The sequence below is a fragment of the Streptomyces sp. NPDC046821 genome, from assembly GCF_040645335.1.
In the GTDB taxonomy this organism is placed as follows: Bacteria; Actinomycetota; Actinomycetes; order Streptomycetales; family Streptomycetaceae; genus Streptomyces.
Window position 1 is genome coordinate 551,702 of sequence record NZ_JBEYYB010000001.1, and the last position, 15,943, is coordinate 567,644.

The following is a 15,943-nucleotide window of genomic DNA, read 5'->3' on the forward strand; positions in this document are numbered from 1 at the left end:
GTTCGCCGCGCTCTCGCACCTGATATCGCGCCGCCGCCGGCCTCAGGTCTTCCCCATGACTCCGGCCACACTGCTGGCCTGGCACCGCAGACTCGTCGCGAAGAAGTGGGAGTACAGCCGGCGTCGCCGACCCGGACGCCCACCCACGGCCACCACAGTCAAAGCCGTGACTGCGCCGTCGCGCGTACCGAGACGTACGTCGACGGCACGCTGGAGCCCGGCATGTGCCTGACCGTCGAGCCCGGTCTGTACTTCCAGGCCGACGACCTGACCGTGCCCGAGGAGTACCGCGGCATCGGCGTCCGGATCGAGGACGACATCCTCGTGACCGAGGACGGCAACCGGAACCCCTCCGCCGGTCTCCCGCGCCGCTCGGACGGCGTCAAGACGTGGATGACCGGCCTGAAGGGCGGATCGAGCCGGACCCCAAGTCGAGCCGCCCGGAGGGGTTTTCGCCGAGCCCCGATGCCCATGGGCTCGGACGCTCCCGCGGCTGGCCGGCCACCAAGCTGTACCTGTCGGTCGAGCAGGCCCAGAAGCCGATGTTGATGGTGATCACGGCCGGGCAACGCGCGGAACCGGTGAGACGCGACGAACAAGGCCGGGAAAAGCCCGAGATCAGGAACTTGCCGTGCCGGACTTCCCTTGCCCTCCGCTGATGGGCAGGCCCGCCAGCAGGGCGCGCCGGCTTGCCCTGACATGCTCACGCATCACCTTCTCGGCGCTGTCGCCGTCCTTTGCCAGGATCAGCTCCAGGACGAGGTGGTGTTCACGGTCGGTCTGGGTGGCGCGGCCCGGCTGGCTCAGAGAGGTGTTCACCAGCCGGGAGTACGCCGGCTGATTCATCAGCATCCGGTAGTGGGCCACCAACTTGCTGTTGTCGGCGCCGGTTATCAGGGCATCGCGAACGCCCGACCGCTACACCCGTTGCCCCAGGTGATCGCCGATCCAGGGCAGATCACCCGCCTCGACACACGCAGGCGTGGACGCCTGGGCGGCATCCTTCACGAGTACGAACATGCCTCGTGGCCTGGGCGGACGAGGTTTCCGGCAAGGGCAGCGCCATGGAGCGCGACAGCCTGGTGGCACGCACCGCCTACGACGAGAACCCGCCCGGGCCGAGTACGGACTCACGCCGCTGGGACGCACGCCGTTCTTGCTCATCACGGCCGCACGAGCATGGAGCATCCGCTCGCGTCGCGCGCGTCCCACGATGGGGCGCACCGGGGCCCCACCCGTCTCAAGGTGACGCCGGCACAAAGGCCTTGGCGTTGGAGATGTGCTGGTCGAGCAGTTTGACCGCCTCCTCGACCTTGGCCTTCCTGATCATCTCCGCGATCTTCCGGTGTGCCTGCAGCATCTCCGGCAGGTCGTCGCTGGACTGATCCACCGTGGAGATGGCGAGCTGTAGTTCGGCGAGCATGGAGACGGCGACCTCGGTGAGGCGCGGGCTGCCGAGCAGTCCGACGATGGCGGCATGGAACCGCATGTGGGTCCGGGCGATCTCGACGGGGCCGCCGTCCTGCACCGCCGCCTCATACGCCTCGAAGCTCGTACTCAAGGCCATCAGGTCCCGCCGGCTGGCGCTGACGACCGCGCGCACACCTGACAGCTCCAGGACACGCCGCGCACGGAAGATGTCCTCTACGTCGGCCTCGGTGAGCTGGCGCACCAGCACACCCTTGTTGGGCACCCGTACAAGCAGCCCCTCGCCGATGAGGAGCTGCATCGCCTCGCGGACGGTGCTTCGTGACACGTTGAGGCTCTCCACGAGAGTGCTCTCACGCAGAGTCGCACCGGGCTTCAGACGCCCGGTGAACAGCTGCTCCCGCAGCGCGCTCGCCACCTGCTCCACCACACTAGAGCGGTCGAGGCTGATCGATTCCATACCTGCCAATCTAGCGCAGGATCGTCTGAATGTCGGACGATCTATTGACTGCCTGAGCCATCTATCCTCAGTATTGTCCGACGATCCGACGTGAGTCGAGCGTCGGGTGAGCAAACGAAAAGGTGCGCTGTGACCAGTACGACGACCAAGCTGTGGGGCGGACGCTTCCGCGAGGCCTCCGATCCGGCACTGGCCAAGCTCTCCCGTTCGGAGCCCGGCTACTTCGACATGGCGCCCTACGACCTCGCGGGCTCCCGGGCCCATGCACGCGAACTCCGGCGGGCGGACATCCTGGACGAGGCCGAACTCGCCGCCGTCCTGTCCGGCATCGACCAGCTCGACGCGGACTACCGGGCCGGCTCGGTCGCCCCGTCGCCCGACGACGAGGACGTGCACACCTTCCTGGAGAGGGTTCTCACCCAGCGCCTCGGGCCGCTGGGCGGCAAGCTGCGCGCGGGCCGCTCACGTAACGATCAGGCGGCCAACGACCTGCGCCTCTATCTGCGTGACCAGTCCCGGGCCGTCGTCCTGGCCACCGTCGGCCTCATCGACGCGCTGCTCGCCCAGGCCGCCGAGCACACGCACACTCCGGCGCCCGGATTCACCCACCTACAGCCCGCCCAGCCCATCACGTTCGGGCATCAGCTCCTCGCCCACGCCCACGCGTTGGACCGGGACGCGGAACGTATTCAGGACTGGGACCGGCGAGCCGCGCAGTCGCCCCTCGGCGCGGCCGCCCTTGCCGGATCCGCTGTGGCCCTCCACCCGGAGCTGGCCGCCGAGGAGCTGGGCTACCAGCGGGTATGCCGCAACTCGCTCGACGCCGTGGCCGCCCGCGACCATGTCGCCGAGTTCACCTTCGCCGCCTCCATGCTCGCCGTCGACATCTCCAGGCTCGCCGAAGAAGTGTGCCTGTGGGCCTCACGGCAGTTCCGGTGGGTGGAGCTGGACGACCGGTTCGCCACCGGTTCGTCGATCATGCCGCAGAAGAAGAACCCGGACATCGCCGAACTCGCGCGCGGCAAGGCCGGACGCCTCCTCGGCAATCTGACCGGCCTGCTCGGCGCCCTCAAGGGACTGCCGCTCGCCTACAACCGCGACCTCGCCGAGGACAAGCACGCCGCAATGGACAGCGTCGACACTCTGCTGACCGTGCTGCCCGCCATGGCCGGCCTGATCCGCACCCTCAAGGTCGATGCCGACGAGATGCGTGCCCAGGCCACCGCCGGATTCACCCTCGCCACCGAGATGGCCGACTGGCTCGCGCTGCGCGGTGTGCCCTTCCAGGACGCGCACGAGATCACCGGGTCCGTGGTGCGCCGTTGCGAAGACTTGGGCATCGACCTCCCCGACATCAGCGACGGGGAACTCGCGGCCATCGACACGCGGCTCACCCCCGAGGTGCGCTCCGTCCTGACCGTCGACGCCTCACTGGCCGCCCGCTCCGGCCGTGGCGGAACTTCCCCCACGAGGGTCGTGGAGCAGATCGACGAGTTCGCCGAACGTATCGTCGCCCACCGCGCCTGGGCCGCCGCCTACACAGGCCCCCGCGTCTGACCTCCGCTGCCCGTCCCCGCCCCCTACCGCTTTCCCCCTCCCCGCCTCGACCTGCGAGCCCACCTCCTACCTCCCCTCGCCCCCGTCCCCCAGCCCGCTCCCGGGTTGCGCCGTGAGGAGCCACCTGTGCCCAGCACATCCGTCACCAAGACCGCCAGCAGCACCGATCCGCCCCTCGCCGACGGGGAGTTGCTCACCGCGCCCCGCAAGCATCCCGGTCGCTGGGCCGGCGCCGCCGCTGTACTCCTCGTAGCCGCATTTCTCGTCAACGCCTTCGCCGGAGCCGCCATCGACTGGGGCGTCGTACGCCACTATCTGGGCGCAGGATTCCTCATCCAGGGCCTCGGCATGACGATCCTGCTCACCGTGGTGGCGATGCTGCTCGGTGTGGTGCTCGGGGTGTTGATCACCGTGATGCGCCTGTCGAAGAACCCGATCACCAGTGGCATCGCGTGGTTCTATGTGTGGGTCTTCCGGGGCACGCCGGTGTATCTCCAGCTGCTCATGTGGTTCAACCTCGCGCTGATCTTCCCCATGGTGTCGGTCCCCGGCATCTACAGCGCCCGCACCGTCGAGGTCATGACCCCCTTCGTGGCCGCCGCACTCGGTCTGGGCATCAACCAGGGCGCGTACACCTCCGAAGTCGTCCGCGCCGGCATTCTGTCCGTGGACGAGGGGCAGGTGGAGGCCGCCTACGCCATCGGCATGGGCCGGCTCAAGACGATGTACCGGGTCGTGCTGCCGCAGGCCATGCGGGTCATCGTGCCTCCGATCGGCAACGAGACCATCGGCATGCTCAAGACCACGTCGCTGGCCTCCGCGGTGGGCGTTACGGAGATCCTGCTCGAGGCCCAGCACGCGTACTACGTCAACAACCGCATCATGGAGCTGCTGATCGTCTGCGCAGTCTGGTACCTGGCGGCGGTCTCCGTCCTGAGCGTGGCCCAGTTCTACGTCGAGCGGCACTTTGCCAAGGGCTCCTCCCGCCCGTTGCCCCCCACTCCCCTGCGGCGGCTGCGCGCCGCCGCCGGACGAAAGCCCGTGCTGCGATGACCACTTCGATGACCACGTCCCCCGTTGTGCGCGCCGAGGCGGTGCACAAGTATTTCGGCGACAACCACGTCCTCAAGGGCATCGATCTGGACGTCCGGCCCGGTGAGGTGCTGTGTCTGCTCGGCCCCTCCGGCTCCGGCAAGAGCACCTTCCTACGCTGCATCAACCACCTGGAGACGATCCACTCCGGCCGCATCTGGCTGGGCGAGGAGACCATCGGCTACCGCCTCCACCGCGGCAAGCTCGTCGAGCGGTCCGAGCGCGAGATCGTGCGCCAGCGGCGCTCCATGGGTATGGTCTTCCAGCGGTTCAACCTGTTCCCGCACCGCACCGCCCTGCAGAACGTCATCGAGGGCCCGGTACAGGTCAAGGGCGAGAACCCCAAGTCCGCCAGGGAGCACGGCACTTCGCTCCTTGAGCGCGTCGGCCTCGGCGACAAACTGGACGCGTATCCGCGGCAGCTGTCCGGCGGACAGCAGCAGCGGGTCGCCATCGCGCGGGCCCTGGCGATGGAACCGCAGCTCATGCTCTTCGACGAACCCACCTCCGCGCTCGACCCCGAGCTGGTGGGTGAGGTCCTCAACGTGATGAAGGATCTGGCAGAAACCGGGCTCACCATGATCGTCGTCACGCACGAGATCGGCTTCGCCCGGGAAGTGGCCGACCGTGTCGCCTTCATGGACGGCGGCCGGATCCTCGAGATCGGCACCCCGGCCGAAATCCTCGACGCCCCGCAGCACGAACGCACCAAAACGTTCCTGTCGCGGGTTCTGTAACCCCCTCACTACCTGTCCGGATCCCCCACGCCGGTCAGCGCCACTCTCGCGTCAGCACCACGCTCCCCTCATCTCCGCCCGTCCCCCTTGGAGTTGCGTCATGTCCCGATGTCCTCGTGTCCTCAAGCCCCTGCCCGTGCTCGCGATCGGCACGGTCCTGCTCGCCTCCGCCTGCGGAAGCGGGAGTGCCGCCGGCAACGACACCGCCGCGAAGAGCGGACTGTCCGCCGCCGTCGCCCAGTCGGGCACCCTGCGGGTCGGCATGTCCCCCGACTTCCCGCCGATGGAGTACCTCGACGAGAAGACCAAGAAGGTCACCGGTGTCGACGTCGAGCTGGCGAACGCGCTCGGCAAACAGCTCGGGGTGAAGGTCGAGATCGTGCAGCAGTCCTTCGACCAGCTCCTCAACTCCGTGCAGACCGGCCGGGTGGACATCGTCATGTCGGGCCTGTCCGACACCGTCGAGCGGCAGAAGACGGTCGACTTCATCGACTACTTCGGGTCCCAGGGCCGCTTCTACACCCGCCAGAAGGACTCAGCCGCGTACAAGAAGGCCACTGACGCCTGCGGGAAGACCCTCGCGGTGAGCAAGAAGACGGACTACTACGAGCAGGCTCAGGAATTCAGCAAGAAGAGATGCGTCGCCGCCGGCAAGCGGGCGATCACCCTGCTGCCCACCGACTCGGGATCGGCGGCCCGGCTCCAGCTCGAGCAGGGCCGCGTCGACCTCGCGCTGCAGGGTGCGGAGAACCTGGCGTACTTCGAGAAGAAGGACCCCGCCAAGTTCGAGCCCGTTCTCGAGCCGCTCGAGTCGCAGCCCTTCGGGATCGTCCTCAAGAAGGGAGACGCCAAGATGTCCGGTTCCGTCCTCAAGGGCATGAACGCCCTGGTCAAGAACGGCACTTACCGGCGCATCCTCACCGAGGGCGGCATGAAGTACGCCGTGATCACCCCGGCCCTGAACGGGACCAAGTAGCGCCCCGCGCGGCGGGGTCCCCACTCCGCGCGGGCCTCGCCGCGCCCCTTCTCTCCTCCCTAGGACCAGGTGTGAGCACCACCGAACCAGACGTCGCCGCCGGGCACTGGCCGGCAGGCCACCGCAGCGCGGTCGCGCTCGCCTTCGACGTCGACGGGCCGACCGGCGACGCCATGCTGAACGGCTCGATCTGGCGCAAGCCCAGTTACTTCGCGCTGGGCTCCTACGGTCCCCATCGCGCCCTGCCCCGCATCCTGGACCTCCTCGACGAAGCCGGAGTGCGGGCCACCTTCTTCACCCCGGCCTGGGTCGTCGAGACCTGGCCCGACACCTGCCGCAACGTCGTCGAGCGCGGTCACGAGATGGCCCACCACGGCTACCGGCACGAGCGCTACTGGGACCTGGAGCCGGACCAGCAGGCCGAAGTGATCGAGCGCAGCCAGCAGATCTTCCGCGACGTACTCGGCGCCCCCGCGGTCGGTTTCCGGACGCCGTCGGGCGACTGGCATCCCGACACACCACGGCTGCTCGCGCGGGCCGGGTTCGCCTACTCCAGCTCGATGCGCGGCGACGACCGCCCCTACTTCCACGAGATCGACGGCGAGGCCACCCGCCTCGTCGAGATCCCCGGACGCTGGGACCTCGACGACTACGCGTCGCTCGCCTACACCCGCAATCCGGACTACCCGGCCGGTCAGGACCGCATCGCCAGCTACGAGTTGACTCTCGACAACTGGATCCGCGAATTCGACGGCTCTCACGCCGAAGGGCTGTGCATGACCACCCTGTTCCACCCGAAGGTGTGCGGAAAGCCGGGCCGGCTGCTCCTGCTCGAACGCTTTCTCCAGCACATGCGCTCCGGCGGGGACGTCTGGTTCGCCACCTGCCGCGAGATCGCCGCATGGTGGTCGCGGCCCGCCGCTCCCGCCGCCGTGCGGACGGGTGGTCAGCATGTCTGAGTCCCAGGCCACGGCCGGCCGCTGGCCCGGCGGTGCCCGCTGCGCAGTCGTCGTGAGCGTCGACTTCGACGCCGAACTGCCGCTGCTCGCCTCCTCCCCCGACATCGCGCGCCGGGCCAAGACGTTGTCGGTGGGACGCTACGGCGCCACCCGTGGTGTCGACCGGCTACTGCGGGCCTTCGACGAACTCGGCGTGCGCACCACTTGGTTCGTCCCCGGCCGCCAGGCCGAACTCCGCCCGACACTCGTCGCGGAGATCGCGCGGGCCGGCCATGAGATCGCCCACCACGGCCATGCGCACGAGAACTTCGACCTGCTCGACCTGTCCGGTCAGCGAGCGGTGATCGAGCGCGGCAGCGCGGCGCTTGCCGAGGTCGTCGGGAGACTCCCCGAGGGATTCCGCATACCCGACGGCGAATGGGCCCTCGAACTACCGAATGCTCTAAGGGAATTGGGCTTCACCTGGTCCTCCTCGCTGCGCGGCGACGACCTGCCCCACTTCCACCCGGCCACGGACGACACGGCGGGGCACCTCATCGAGATCCCGGTCCACTTCGAGCTGGAGGACCACCCCTACTTCTTCTTCAATCTCGACCCGGCCTTCCCGTCCGGCCAGTCACGGATCGCCGCGTACCGCGAAGTCCTGGGCAACTGGACGACCGAGTTCGCCGCCTACCGCCGCTACGGCCTCTGCTATGTGCTGCGGCTCCAGCCCGAGGTCACCGGCACCCCCGGACGAATCGCGCTGGTCCGCGAGCTGCTCTCCCACATCCTCGCCCACGACGACGTGTGGCTCGCGACGGCCGGCGAGGTCGCCGACTGGTGGGCCGCCACGCAGGAGGTCAACGCACCCGACCACCCCGCCGAGATCTTCGCCCGCCTCACCCAAGGAGTCTCGTGACCACCGCGACCGCCCTCGCAGACCCGCCGCGCGCAGGCGGCGCGCTCGAAGCCCTCGCCGGTCTGACCGCCACCACCCGACTCGACGACCTGCCCGAAGCCGTCGTCACCAAGGCGGGTCACCACCTCCTGGACACACTCGGCGCGGCGCTGGCCGGGGCGCGGAGCACCGAGACGGCCGCACTCGTGCGCATGCTCACCCGCACGGAGCCGCTCGCCCATGCCCCCGTATGGGGTACGGAGTTGACCCTGTCGGCGCGCAACGCCGCCCTGGTCAACGGCGTATCCGCGCACGCGCTCGAACTGGACGACTCGGGCGGCTGCGACCACTCCGGTGCCGTCGTCGTCCCCGCGGCGCTCGCCGCCCTGCACACCACACACCGCCCCGTCTCCGGGGCGCAACTGCTCACCGCGGTGGTCGTGGGCTATGACGTGGCCCGACGTGTGCTCGAGTCGCTCGGCGGCTACACGCCCCACAACCGGGCGGGCTGGCACTCAACCGGAACCTGCGGCCCGTTCGGCGCCGCCGCGGCCGCCTGCTCCGTGCTCGGACTCGACGCGCGCGTGAGCGCCAACGCACTGGCCCTCGCGGCCAGTTCCAGCAGTGGCATCTGGGCGTTCGTCCACGACGGAGCCATGAGCAAACGACTTCACGCGGGCCGCGCGGCCGAGGCCGGACTCACCGCCGCGCTGCTCGCGGCGCAGGGAGTCACCGGACCCGGCCGGATCTTCGACGATGTCTGGGGCGGCTTCCTGAGCACCCTCGCCCCGACGAGCGCCGACGCAGCCGCGCTGACGAAGGACCTGGGCCACCGGTGGCGGATCACCCGCTGCTCCATCAAGCCTTACGCCTCCTGCCGCAGCACCCATTCCTCGGTCGACGCGGTGGCCACCCTCCTCAACACCCATCGCCTGACCCACGCTGACATCGCCGCGATCCACGTACGTCTCAACGCCTTCGTCCACGGCATGTGCGGCGGCACCGACGTACGGTCACTGGCGGCCGCCCAACTCAGCCTGCCGTACGCCGTCGCGGCCCGCGTCGCACTGGGAACGGCCGGCCTGGACGCGTACGACGAGGACAACCGGAACACGCCACACGTGCGCTCGGTCATGGAACGGATCGTCCTCGATGTCGACCCGACGATGGACTCGGACACGGAACCCGTCATCACCGTCACCACCCGCGACGGAGCGACGCACCGGACCCAGGTGAGCGACCCGCTCGGCTCGGCCACCAACCCGCTCGACGAGCGCACCGTCATCGCCAAGTTCCAGGAGCTGGCCACCCGCGTGCTGCCCGCACCACAGGCCAGGACAGTCGCGGACACGGCCTGCAGCCTGCCCGCCCTGGACGACGCCCGCACGCTGCTGCGACTCCTCGCCGCACCCCGGCGGTGAACCTGTGAGGCTCGTAAAGTCATCTGAGCCATCATCGCGGCACGTGAACGGGGTGCCGCGACGATGACTCAACGGTCCGGTCACCGCGTACCCACTCGGTCCCGCCCTAGGAAGCGCCTTCGCCTCGGCCTCGGCATGCAGCGCTCGTAGATCCACATCCGGCATGCCCAGAGGGAACAAGGGACGACCGGCCGACTTCTAAAGGCCCGGATCGCGGTGGACGGAGATACCGGGAAACGCAAAACTCCCGGCAGGCACGGGTCACCTTTGCTCAAGGACCCGTGCCCGCCAGGAGCTTCACGGTGTCATACAGCCTGCGCCGGTCAGGCCGATGGTCAGTAGGAGACGCTGACGCCCGCCTGGTGGAACTGGCCGAGGGCGCCGATGGCCTCGTTCTGGGCCGCGCCGACCTGCGCCCGCACATCCGCGTCGCTGATCGACACGGGGCCGGCAGTGAGACCGCCATGCGGGCTCAGGCCACCCGAGACGTTGTCGAGCTCGGCATCGGACAGCTCGGCGGTGTGAACCTGGGGAGCGGAGGCCATGACAGCACTTCCCTTCGCATGGGCGTTTTCACTGGGGGAGGACCCCCGCCGGGGACAGGCGGTGGGCCGTTGCCACCGAGGCACGACGTTCCCTGTCGGAAACCTTGGCGCGAACCCTGGCGGCGCAAAGGATCAAACCATGGAGCGCGCGGGGCATCCAGGCAACCAGCCTTCGCGCCACGGCAGTTGAACGCACGGGTTACGTACCTGTGCGGGTCCGGTCACGAACCGGAAGCAGCCTCTCCACATGCGGCGAGGCACAGGCACGCGCTTCCTCTTGCGGCAGCGACTCCGAACAGGACACTCCACATGAACGGGACACCAGCCGGCAGCCCCCGCACGCAACCACCGCCCACCGTGCCGCACTTGCACCTTCGATGTGCAGATTCGACGACCTCGGACTCCCACCCCAGGCCGGCGAACCCTGTAGTACTGCCGAAACTCGGCCGCGGCCCGGAGCTGCGATTGATGGGGGACCATGCCGATTCGACTGCCCTACCGGTTCACCCTCGCGGCGCCGTCCTGGCTGGTGCTGCCGGCCAGATCATCGGCGTCGAAGAACGCCGAGATACTGGTACTGCGCCAAAAGGTCGCGATCTTGTACAGCTCATCGTCCAGCTCGCCACCGAGAACCGGACCTGGGGCGTGGTCCGGATCCAGGGCGAGCTGCGCCGCCTTGGGGCATCGCCTCGGGGCGGGCACTATCCGAAGAATCCTGCGCGGCCGCCGTACCCCGCCACCGACAACACGCGACGACCAGTGGCGCACGTTTCTTCAGGCCCACGCCGAGGCTCAGGTGACTGAGCGGAGACAGCAGTGACCGGCCGGGGGCCTCTCGCGTGTCAGAAAGCCACGGAGGCCGGCCACCGGCCGGTGTCTGTGCTCGGAACCGCCGGGACTACATCGTCGGGTCGATGTCCGGCTTGCCCGTACCGCCTGCGTGCTCGCTCTGCTCCTTGAGCCGGCGAGCCTTGTCCTTCAGACGCTGACGCTCCTGCGGGTCAGTGGCGCGCTCCGCGGCCTGTTCCAGATCCTGAGCCTGAGCACGCATCTGCTGGGCACGACCGGACTTGCCTGCAGCGCTCATGATCACTCCTTGGGTGATGAGGAAGAGCGGACCACATCAGCGAAACAGGCATCGTCACCCTCTGCACTTCGATCAATCACCCATGGTGATCTGTGCAGGTAGGAAAGACCGTGCGCGTCCTCCATCGAACCGCCGGGATGACGATCAAGGCCGCGGAAGGAAGGATCGTCTCGGGGGGACGGGTTGCTTCGTGGACATCATGGAGGCGGCGATGGACCCAGGCTCTCGGGGCCCAGGACGGCGCCCGGAGGCAGCCGGGGGGGGGACGGATGATCGGCCGTTCCCGGGTAACCCTGAGGGTGTATAGGACCATCCGGATGGCGGAGTTCCGCAACAGGCGGCTGGAGGACGACCCGGGGGGGGCGGCCGAGCGGGACGGCCTGCCCCCACGTGCGGCGGTCCTCTTCGCTGTACGCGGCCTCCATCCCCTCGGTGGCGATGGTCCCGGGGGGCGACGCACACGGTGCGGATGCCGTAGCGGCTCCACTCCAGTGAGGCGTCCACGACCTGGGTGACTTAAGGCGGCTGGGAGGGAGCGCGCTCCCTCCCAGCCTCACACGGGGCGGGCCGCGCCGGCGTCGGTCAGGAGCCCCAGTTCTGCCGTGTGCGGCTCATCGTGAAGCGCAGCTTGCCGCCCTTCAGGAGGTCGGCGTGGCTCAGTACGGGCTGGTTGACGCTCTTGCCGTTCAGGGACAGCGAACTGACGTAGGGGTTCTTCGCCGCACCCTTGGCGGTGATGACCAACGGGCGGGAAGCGGCGGGCAGTTGAACTTCAGCCCGATCGAAGAACGGGCTGCCCACCGCGTACTTCGCCGATGCCGGGTTGACCGGATAGATGCCGAGTGAGGACAGCACGTACCAGGCGGACATCTGTCCGCAGTCCTCGTTGCCACTGAGGCCGTCCGTGCGGTTCGCATAGTTCGCCGCGGCGAGCTGACGCACCTTCTCCTGCGTCTTCCACGGCTGGCCCGCGTCGTCGTACAGGTAGGCCGTGTGGTGGCTTGGCTCGTTGCTGTGGTCGTTGTGGCCGCCGGCGAAGTAGCCGTCCAGCCACGACGCGAACTCCTCCTTGCCGCCCATCAGGTCGATCAAGCCCGGCACGTCGTGCAGGACGTCCAGGGTGTAGACCCACTTGTCGCCCTCGGTCCAGCTGTAGGTCTCGTCGCCCCAGGAGCCGTCGAGGTTGCGGGGCTGCATGAAACCGGTGGCCGGGTTGTAGAGCTTCTTGTAGTTGGCGCTGCGCTCGAGGAACATCTTCGCGTCGTCGGTCTTGCCGACCGACTTGGCGACCTGGGCGACCGCCCAGTCCTCGTACGCGTAGTCCAGCGTGCGGGACGCGGATTCGGCGGTGCGGTCCGCGGCTACCCAGCCGTTCTGCTTGTACGTCGTCAGGCCCGCCCGAGCTTCCACCGGAGTGCCCTCCTCGCGGTCGTAGTAGGGCAGTTCGGTGTCCTTGTCGGGCGGGGTCATCGCGTCCTTGTACACCGCCTCGTACGCGAGCTTGCGGTCAAAACCGGTGAAGCCCTTGGCGATGTCCTCGGCGATCACCGAGTCGGCGTTGGTGCCGACCATGATGTTGGTCTCGGCGAGGTTCTTCCACATGGGCAGCCAGCCGCCCTCCCGGTAATCCTGCAGCATCGACGTGACCATGCCGTCGATCCGTTCGGGGGCGAAGAGCGTCAGGAACGCGTTCTCGGCGCGGAAGGTGTCCCACAGCGAGTAGCCGGTGTAGCTCGTGCCGGAGTGGACCTTGTCGTCGTACGCGCTGTAGTAGCGGCCGTGTTCGGAGTTCTCCGACGGGTACTGCAGGGCGTGGTACATCGACGTGTAGAAGATCGCCTGTTGGTCCGCTGTCGCGCCTCGCAGGTGGACCCGGTTCAGCTTGCGGTTCCACTGCGCCCGGGTCTTTGCGGCGGTCCGTTCGAAGGACTGGTCGTCCGGGGCCTCGGCGGCGAGATTGGCGCGTGCCTGCTTCAGCGAGATGAACGACGTCGCGATGCGCACCTGGACGGTCCGGGTGCCGGAGGGGAAGCGTACGTACGCGGACAGGTCGCCGTCGGTGCGTTCGTTCTGGCCCTCGTGTAGCGTCGCGCCGGTGGCGGTGCCGTAGCTGTCGAAGGCGGTGTCGAAGCGGGCGACGAAGTAGCCCTTGAAGCCTGGGGCCTTGAACGGGCCGAGGTTGCTGTCCTGACGGTCGGGGTTGTAGCCGGTGATCTCCCGGGCGGCGGGGTCCACGTGGATGTTGCCTGTGATGCCCGAACGGGTCGCCTGCAGAACGAAGTTGGTGTCCGTTCCCGCCGGATACGTCGTACGCAACAGGCCCACGCGCGACGTCCCGGTCATCTCCGTCTTCAGCGTCCGGCCCGAACCGGCCTGCATCCGGACCGAGTAGCGGTCGGCGGCGGCGTGCTCGTCGGCGTGGCTGAATGGCAGCCCCCGGTCGTCCGCCGCCGTCTTCACCGTCCCGACGCCCGGCATTCCCGTCACATAGCCGGAGTCGCCCATCCAGATCGCCGGCTGGTGGGTGCCGATGAAGCCGCTGATCTTCGTGTCGCTGTAGTGGTACGGGGTGCGGCTGACGTAGTTCTGCCGGGTCATCGGCGACCAGCGGGTCATGGCGAACGGCGGGGCGGTGCTCGGGATCATCCCGCCGTAATCGGCGTCTTGTTTGCCCGAGGTGCCGATGAACGGGTTGACCAGGTCCACGTTGTCCACGTTGGACCGCGCAGTGTCCGACGAGGTGCTGACGGCGGCGTACGACGGCGGGACGAACGCCGCCACCAATGCCGCCGCGACAACAAGGGCCCGCGCGAGGGGGGCTCGGGATCTGCCATTGCGCATGAAGACTTCCTTCACTGGGTTGACCACTGGTGGCGTCCCTGCGCCGTGGAGAGCCAGAGGTCGTCGGCGGCGGCGAACCGGACCTCCAGCGGGAAGAGGACACCCGCTCGTCGTGGGTGCGGATCCAGCGCCCGATCTCCCCGAGCGCTTCCACGGCCCGCTCGCGGGGGATGGCGAACTCGCCCTCGTGGAAGCGGACTTCACGAGGTGAGGCGAAGATCTTCGGGGAGAGGTCGGTCCACTCCCGGGTGGACATCGCCCGAGCGGCGAGCCGGGTGATCGGCGGCACCGAGGAAGGGAGCTTCGTGGCGAGTCGGCACAGTGCCTCGGAGCCGAGGTTGCTGACGGTGGTGTCGAGGCGTCGGCCCAGGTCGAGGGACGCACTGCAGGGTGACTTCCGCGATGAGGCCGAGCGCCCCGATGCCGACGCGCGCGGCCCGGAACAGCTCAGGCCGCTCGTCGGCCGAGCAGTCGACCACCGCCCCGTCCGCGAGGACCAGGCGCAACCCCCTGACCTGCGTGGCGATTCCGCCGAACCGACTCGGTCACTGCGAGAAGTCCCCTCGTGAGATCGGGGCGAGCTCGGCGGGCGGCTCAACCGCGCTGAGCGCGGATGAGGTCGCGGTACCACGCGAAGGACGCCTTCGGGGTGCGCACCTGGGTGTCGTGGTCGACGTGGACGAGCCCGAAGCGCTGGTGGAAACCCTCGGCCCATTCGAAGTTGTCCATCAGGGTCCAGGTGAAGTAGCCGCGCACGTTCACGCCCTGGGCCGCAGCGGCGTCGACGGCCCGGAGGTGGGTGTCCAGGTAGTCGATGCGGTCGAGGTCCGGGACGGTGCCGTCCTCGGCGACCACATCCTCGGTCGAGCAGCCGTTCTCCGTGACGTAGACGGGTGGGAGTGCCGGGTAGCGCTCCTTGAGGCCGACGAGCAGTTCCCGTAGACCGTCGGGGACGACGGGCCAGTCGAAGGCGGTGCGACGGTAGCCCTCGATGGGGGCCTCTTCGAACGGCAGCCCTTCGGACGTCGGCGCTTGGATCCGGGTGGGGTTGTAGTAGTTGATGCCGAGCGCGTCCAGGGGCGCCGAGATCAGTTCGAGATCGCCGTCCCGGACGGAACCGCCGAGGCCGGCGTCCGCGCCGAAGGCCGACAGGTCGGGGTAGGTGCCGGTGAAGATCGGATCGTTGAACAGGCGGTTGTGCAGGTTGTCATAGGCCTGCGCGGCGGCACGGTCGGCCGGGGTGTCCGAGGCGGGCCAGACCGGGGTGCAATTGTTGGCGATCATCACCTGGAGGCCACGTGCCCGCAGCTCCTGCAGCGCCAGACCATGCCCGAGCAACTGATGGTGGGCGACCGGCAGGCAGTCCAGGAACAGGGTGCGGCCCGGCGCGTGGACGCCGAGTCCGTAGCCCCAAACCATATGGATGAACGGCTCGTTGAGCGTGATCCACTTCTGGACGCGATCCCCCAGCCTGTCGGCCACGACGGCGGCGTACTCGGCGAAGCGGTGCGCGGTGTCGCGGTTCAGCCAGCCGCCGTCGTCCTCGAGTCCCTGCGGGAGGTCCCAGTGGAACAGGGTCGGGACGGGTTCGACGCCGCGGGCCAGCAGGCCGTCGACCAGCCGGTCGTAGAAGTCCAGGCCCCGGACGTCGACCTCGCCCTTGCCGGTCGGCCGGATCCGGGGCCAGGCGATGGAGAAGCGGTAACCGGTGAGGCCCGCCTCGGCCATCAGCGCGAGGTCCTCCTCGTACCGGTGGTAGTGGTCGCAGGCGACGTCACCGGTGTGCCCGTCGCGGACCGTGCCCGGCCGGGCGGTGAAGGTGTCCCATACCGACGGTCCGCGGCCGTCCTCCTTGGTGGCGCCCTCGATCTGATACGACGCCGTCGAAGCGCCCCAGATGAAGTCCGCGGGCAGATTGTTCAGTGTCACGTCTAGCCTCCTAAAACATGAGCACGGCTCA

At 68.7% G+C, this 15,943-nt stretch carries 13 protein-coding genes and 2 pseudogenes; 8 read left to right on the top strand and 7 right to left on the bottom strand.

The features are described from left to right. Nucleotides 1–168 precede the first annotated feature (168 nt). Nucleotides 169–411, top strand: a pseudogene (locus ABZ893_RS02595) (M24 family metallopeptidase); the annotation flags it as partial. A 207-nt stretch (nt 412–618) separates the two neighbouring features. On the opposite strand, the gene ABZ893_RS02600 reads toward ABZ893_RS02595, so the two are convergent. After that, a complete protein-coding gene (locus ABZ893_RS02600) occupies nt 619–846 on the bottom strand; it encodes an FCD domain-containing protein (protein ID WP_361395518.1) in 228 nt (75 codons plus the stop codon). Between the two features lie 394 nt (nt 847–1,240). Further along, on the bottom strand, nt 1,241–1,888 hold the full coding sequence (locus ABZ893_RS02605) for a GntR family transcriptional regulator (RefSeq protein WP_361395521.1): 648 nt from the start codon (nt 1,886–1,888) through the stop codon (nt 1,241–1,243). A gap of 129 nt (nt 1,889–2,017) precedes the next feature. Here ABZ893_RS02605 and argH point away from each other — a divergent pair, with 129 nt between their 5' ends. The 7 genes from argH to ABZ893_RS02640 all read left to right on the top strand — a co-directional run bounded on the left by argH (nt 2,018) and on the right by ABZ893_RS02640 (nt 9,510). Beyond that, a complete protein-coding gene (argH, locus tag ABZ893_RS02610) occupies nt 2,018–3,445 on the top strand; it encodes an argininosuccinate lyase (RefSeq protein ID WP_361395524.1) in 1,428 nt (475 codons plus the stop codon). 126 nt (nt 3,446–3,571) lie between these two features. After that, complete coding sequence (locus ABZ893_RS02615) at nt 3,572–4,498, top strand: amino acid ABC transporter permease (protein ID WP_361395528.1); 927 nt, start codon at nt 3,572–3,574, stop codon at nt 4,496–4,498. Further along, nucleotides 4,495–5,274, top strand: a complete 780-nt coding sequence (locus ABZ893_RS02620) for an amino acid ABC transporter ATP-binding protein (protein ID WP_361395530.1) — start codon at nt 4,495–4,497, stop codon at nt 5,272–5,274. Before ABZ893_RS02615 ends, ABZ893_RS02620 begins: the two co-directional genes overlap by 4 nt. 100 nt (nt 5,275–5,374) lie before the next feature. Further along, nucleotides 5,375–6,250: an ABC transporter substrate-binding protein gene (locus ABZ893_RS02625; RefSeq protein WP_361395534.1), complete on the top strand. Its 876-nt coding sequence runs from the start codon at nt 5,375–5,377 to the stop codon at nt 6,248–6,250. 71 nt (nt 6,251–6,321) lie between these two features. Further along, nucleotides 6,322–7,209: a polysaccharide deacetylase gene (locus ABZ893_RS02630; protein ID WP_361395537.1), complete on the top strand. Its 888-nt coding sequence runs from the start codon at nt 6,322–6,324 to the stop codon at nt 7,207–7,209. Continuing rightward, a complete protein-coding gene (locus ABZ893_RS02635; RefSeq protein ID WP_361395540.1) occupies nt 7,202–8,110 on the top strand; it encodes a polysaccharide deacetylase in 909 nt (302 codons plus the stop codon). The genes ABZ893_RS02630 and ABZ893_RS02635 overlap by 8 nt, the downstream gene beginning before the upstream one ends. After that, entirely contained in the window at nt 8,107–9,510 is a 1,404-nt protein-coding gene (locus ABZ893_RS02640; protein ID WP_361395543.1) for an MmgE/PrpD family protein, read from the top strand. Before ABZ893_RS02635 ends, ABZ893_RS02640 begins: the two co-directional genes overlap by 4 nt. Before the next feature lie 335 nt (nt 9,511–9,845). Here the strand turns inward: ABZ893_RS02640 and ABZ893_RS02645 are convergent, their stop codons facing one another. The 5 genes and pseudogenes from ABZ893_RS02645 to ABZ893_RS02665 form a co-directional block, all read right to left on the bottom strand. After that, nucleotides 9,846–10,055: a hypothetical protein gene (locus ABZ893_RS02645; RefSeq protein WP_361395546.1), complete on the bottom strand. Its 210-nt coding sequence runs from the start codon at nt 10,053–10,055 to the stop codon at nt 9,846–9,848. Between the two features lie 898 nt (nt 10,056–10,953). Beyond that, nucleotides 10,954–11,142 carry a DUF6381 family protein gene (locus ABZ893_RS02650; protein ID WP_361395549.1) on the bottom strand — a complete coding sequence of 63 codons (189 nt, stop codon included), beginning with the start codon at nt 11,140–11,142 and terminating at the stop codon, nt 10,954–10,956. A 582-nt stretch (nt 11,143–11,724) separates the two neighbouring features. After that, a complete protein-coding gene (locus tag ABZ893_RS02655) occupies nt 11,725–13,983 on the bottom strand; it encodes a GH92 family glycosyl hydrolase (protein WP_361395551.1) in 2,259 nt (752 codons plus the stop codon). A gap of 112 nt (nt 13,984–14,095) precedes the next feature. Next, a pseudogene (locus ABZ893_RS02660) lies at nt 14,096–14,614 on the bottom strand (D-arabinono-1,4-lactone oxidase); the annotation flags it as partial. Beyond that, nucleotides 14,578–15,912, bottom strand: a complete 1,335-nt coding sequence (locus ABZ893_RS02665) for a GH1 family beta-glucosidase (protein WP_361395554.1) — start codon at nt 15,910–15,912, stop codon at nt 14,578–14,580. The pseudogene ABZ893_RS02660 and the gene ABZ893_RS02665, both read right to left, overlap by 37 nt. Nucleotides 15,913–15,943 lie beyond the last annotated feature (31 nt).

Excerpts from the sequence above, each read along its gene's own strand:
- ABZ893_RS02620 (WP_361395530.1), top strand. The coding sequence starts at position 4,495 with ATGACCACTTCGATGACCACGTCCCCCGTTGTGCGCGCCGAGGCGGTG.
- ABZ893_RS02605 (WP_361395521.1), bottom strand. The coding sequence starts at position 1,888 with ATGGAATCGATCAGCCTCGACCGCTCTAGTGTGGTGGAGCAGGTGGCG.
- ABZ893_RS02645 (WP_361395546.1), bottom strand. The coding sequence starts at position 10,055 with ATGGCCTCCGCTCCCCAGGTTCACACCGCCGAGCTGTCCGATGCCGAG.
- ABZ893_RS02600 (WP_361395518.1), bottom strand. The coding sequence starts at position 846 with ATGAATCAGCCGGCGTACTCCCGGCTGGTGAACACCTCTCTGAGCCAG.
- ABZ893_RS02625 (WP_361395534.1), top strand. The coding sequence starts at position 5,375 with ATGTCCCGATGTCCTCGTGTCCTCAAGCCCCTGCCCGTGCTCGCGATC.
- ABZ893_RS02655 (WP_361395551.1), bottom strand. The coding sequence starts at position 13,983 with ATGCGCAATGGCAGATCCCGAGCCCCCCTCGCGCGGGCCCTTGTTGTC.
- ABZ893_RS02650 (WP_361395549.1), bottom strand. The coding sequence starts at position 11,142 with ATGAGCGCTGCAGGCAAGTCCGGTCGTGCCCAGCAGATGCGTGCTCAG.
- ABZ893_RS02635 (WP_361395540.1), top strand. The coding sequence starts at position 7,202 with ATGTCTGAGTCCCAGGCCACGGCCGGCCGCTGGCCCGGCGGTGCCCGC.